Genomic DNA, 3,073 nt, shown 5'->3' with positions numbered 1-3,073 from the left:
CAAGCCAATTAAGGGCGCCGTTTTTGCCGCCGCCGTATTTTCCCGTATGGGGTTTTCCGTATCGCCGGCCGCCGCGGCGCCCCGATGCGACCTCATCCAGACGATCGCCCTGAAAAACAGGCGGAATATGGAGCTTTTCTGTCGGGGAATCCAGGGGTTTTCTCCCGTAGATGCGCACGTTACTCCGATTGCCGATGATATGCCCGGTTACGCCGATAAAATTATTATGGCGGCCGGTGATTTCGTGCAGGGGTCGTCCATTGAACTTTCGGCGGACGGCCCTGTGCGCGAGCCGTACCTTGTGTATCTCCAAGGCGGTATTGTGCTTGAACACAATATTCTTGCCGTCTTGCAGGCAGCACGGTTTATTTGTGAAGCGGGAGGCGGGCCGCTGTCATGATCAAAGAAGTGCTGATTGTCGAAGGCCGTGCCGATGAAGCCCGCATCAGGGCCAGTAAAATTGACGTCGATATGATTCGGACAGACGGATTCAATCTCCACCCGCATACGCTGGAGCAGATTAAACATGCCTATGAACGCCGCGGCGTTATCATACTGACCGATCCGGACAGCGCGGGCGAACGGATCCGCAGCTATCTGGCCGAACGGTTTCCCCGTGCCAAACATGCTTTTGTGCCGCGTGAAGAGGCGATAGGCAATAATGATCTCGGCATTGAACAGGCTTCGGGGGAAGCCATCCGTAAGGCCCTGGAAAAAACACGGTGTGCCGTATTTGAGCCGCAGGAAGAATTTACTTTTGCCGATTTACGGGCCCACGGGTTGAACGGCACGGCTGCGGCCGCCGGCAGAAGAGCCGCGTTAGGCGCTGCCCTGGGCATCGGTTACGGCAACGCCAAACAGTTTCTTCGCCGCCTGAATCATTACGGCGTGACGCGCTCCGAATGGGAAGCCGCGCTGGCAGATCTGGATGAGGAGAATTGAGATGAAAGAAACGGAAATAGCAAATCCCGACGTTGTCAGGTATATAGTAAAACGGTTCAATCTGCGGGCGAGTAAGAAGTGGGGGCAGAATTTCCTCATCCGGCCTCAGGTTGTCCGTGATATTGCGGCGGCTGCCGGTGTGAGGAACGGCGATCCGGTCCTGGAAATCGGTCCGAGGTACGGCACGCTTACACAGGCCCTTGCCGAGACGGGCGCCGACATTACGGCCGTCGAAATTGACGGCCGTTTGTTGCCGATATTGGCTAAAACATTGGAAAAATACGACAATGTGCGTATCATTCACGGCGATATCATGAAAACCGATATAGCGGCGGAAATGAAATACGAGCCTTTTACGGTTTGCGCCAATTTGCCTTATTATATTACGACGCCCGTAATTATGCGTTTACTTGAAGAAAAACTTTCCATCAGACGCATGGTCGTCATGGTGCAGAAAGAAGTGGCCGAACGGATGACGGCAAAACCGGGCAGCAAAATCTACGGAGCCCTTTCCGTTGCCGTCCAATACCGCACGGAGCCGCATATAGAATTTGAGATCGCGCCGAAGGCGTTTTTACCGCCTCCTGCGGTGACATCGGCAGTTGTTGCCATGAATGTGCGCCCTGAACCGGCAGTGAAAGTAAAAGAAGAAAAAAGATTTTTCCGGATCGTCGCCTTTTCTTTCGCGCAACGCCGCAAGACTTTAGCGAACGCATTAAAAGGCGGCGGCATTGCGGCCGAGGAGGTCCGGGATATTCTGGATACGGCCCGTATTGACGGCAGCCGCCGCGGCGAAACCCTGAGTCTGGAGGAATTCGCCGCTCTTGCCGACGCGTGGTCGTGTATCCGTGCAGAGTAAGGCCTCTGTATAAAAATTTTTCGGGACAGGCGGAAATAATGAAGCATAACTCCGTTCAGAGTAAAAATTTAATTTTAATATTGGCGGCGGCGGTTTGTTTGACATTGCTTTTTGCCTGGTGGAACGGGAAATCGCCGGAACGGCTTGCGCGTGAAGGCAGAAAAGAATCGGCGCCCCTTATTCGGGCCGAAACGGAAGTACTGGCCCCGAATATAGTCCTTATCGACGGGGACGGACGTCGGGTCAAACTGAGGACCTTATACAATGACCGGCCTGTCTGTCTTTACTTCTGGCACCCCTGGAATGCCAATACGGCAGACGGGCTCGATATGCTTCAGGAATTCCGGGATACATGGGGGGACGGTGTTTATGTCTGCGCCGTCACCTTAACCGGCCGGCGCGAAGAAGCCGATCGGTTTATTGCAAAGAAGGGATATACCTTTCTTACCTACACGGCAGATGCCGGTGTGCTTCGTGACTATGCCGTCAAAGCGCTGCCTGTATGGATCATGATTGATAAAGGCGGCCGCATGCTTGATAAATCCGAACATATGACGCTGCGGCAGGGGCTTTATGACTTTTCTAAATAATAATGATTCTTGACAATTTACAATCCATCCTTTACAATAATACACATGATAATAAGTATCATTTAAAGTTAAATATTATTTAAAGGAGGGTTTAATATGTCTCTCAACGGTAAAAAAGTTACTGATTTTTCTCTTCAAGCCTATCAAAACGGCGCTTTCAAAGAAGTGACGCAAAAGGATTTGGCCGGCAAATGGAGTGTGCTGTTCTTTTATCCTGCCGATTTTACTTTTGTGTGCCCCACGGAATTAGGTGATTTGCAGGGAAAATATGCCGATTTTAAGGCTATTGATTGTGAAATTTATTCGGTTTCCTGCGACACCCATTTCGTTCATAAAGCCTGGCATGATTCTTCCGCCACTGTCGGTAAAGTGGAATTTCCCATGATCGGGGATCCTACGGGGTTATTGGCAAAAGATCTGGAAGTATATATTGAAGACGCGGGCCTTACGGAACGGGGAACCTTTGTTATCAACCCGGACGGAAAGGTTGTCCTCTATGAAGTCAGCGCCGGAAATATCGGCCGTAATGCGGATGAATTATTGCGCAAGGTACAGGCTGCGCAATTCGTTCATAAACACGGTGATGAAGTGTGCCCGGCAAAATGGACTCCCGGCAAAGATACGTTGACCCCCGGGTTTGATCTGGTCGGTAAAATTTAATTCCGCAGGAAAACGGGCGCAG

The 3,073-nt window shown here is 51.4% G+C and carries 5 protein-coding genes; all 5 read left to right on the top strand.

The genetic code is table 11. The features are described 5' to 3' along the window. Positions 1-400: methionine gamma-lyase family protein (locus tag HMPREF0080_RS06020; RefSeq protein WP_006790437.1), on the top strand; the 400-nt coding region annotated here is incomplete at its 5' end. Further along, the gene (gene rnmV, locus HMPREF0080_RS06015) at positions 397-942 is read left to right on the top strand and encodes a ribonuclease M5 (RefSeq protein ID WP_006790436.1); all 546 of its coding nucleotides are present in this window, start codon (positions 397-399) and stop codon (positions 940-942) included. The genes HMPREF0080_RS06020 and rnmV, both read left to right, overlap by 4 nt. Position 943: 1 nt before the next feature. Further along, positions 944-1,801 carry a 16S rRNA (adenine(1518)-N(6)/adenine(1519)-N(6))-dimethyltransferase RsmA gene (gene rsmA / locus HMPREF0080_RS06010; protein ID WP_040347398.1) on the top strand — a complete coding sequence of 286 codons (858 nt, stop codon included), beginning with the start codon at positions 944-946 and terminating at the stop codon, positions 1,799-1,801. Positions 1,802-1,839: 38 nt separating this feature from the next. Then, positions 1,840-2,391 (top strand): TlpA family protein disulfide reductase, encoded by a 552-nt coding sequence (locus HMPREF0080_RS06005; protein ID WP_006790434.1) that lies wholly within the window; start codon positions 1,840-1,842, stop codon positions 2,389-2,391. A gap of 96 nt (positions 2,392-2,487) precedes the next feature. Further along, a complete protein-coding gene (gene ahpC, locus HMPREF0080_RS06000; RefSeq protein WP_006790433.1) occupies positions 2,488-3,051 on the top strand; it encodes an alkyl hydroperoxide reductase subunit C in 564 nt (187 codons plus the stop codon). Positions 3,052-3,073: the final 22 nt, after the last annotated feature.

Source organism: Megasphaera geminata F0357, assembly GCF_000239275.1.
Classification (GTDB): Bacteria; Bacillota; Negativicutes; order Veillonellales; family Megasphaeraceae; genus Megasphaera; species Megasphaera geminata.
This window is presented reverse-complemented; position numbering and strand designations above follow the sequence as displayed.

Bases quoted from the DNA above. Each gene is read 5' to 3' on its own strand.
- rnmV (WP_006790436.1), top strand. From the start codon at position 397: ATGATCAAAGAAGTGCTGATTGTCGAAGGCCGTGCCGATGAAGCCCGC.
- rsmA (WP_040347398.1), top strand. From the start codon at position 944: ATGAAAGAAACGGAAATAGCAAATCCCGACGTTGTCAGGTATATAGTA.
- HMPREF0080_RS06005 (WP_006790434.1), top strand. From the start codon at position 1,840: ATGAAGCATAACTCCGTTCAGAGTAAAAATTTAATTTTAATATTGGCG.
- ahpC (WP_006790433.1), top strand. From the start codon at position 2,488: ATGTCTCTCAACGGTAAAAAAGTTACTGATTTTTCTCTTCAAGCCTAT.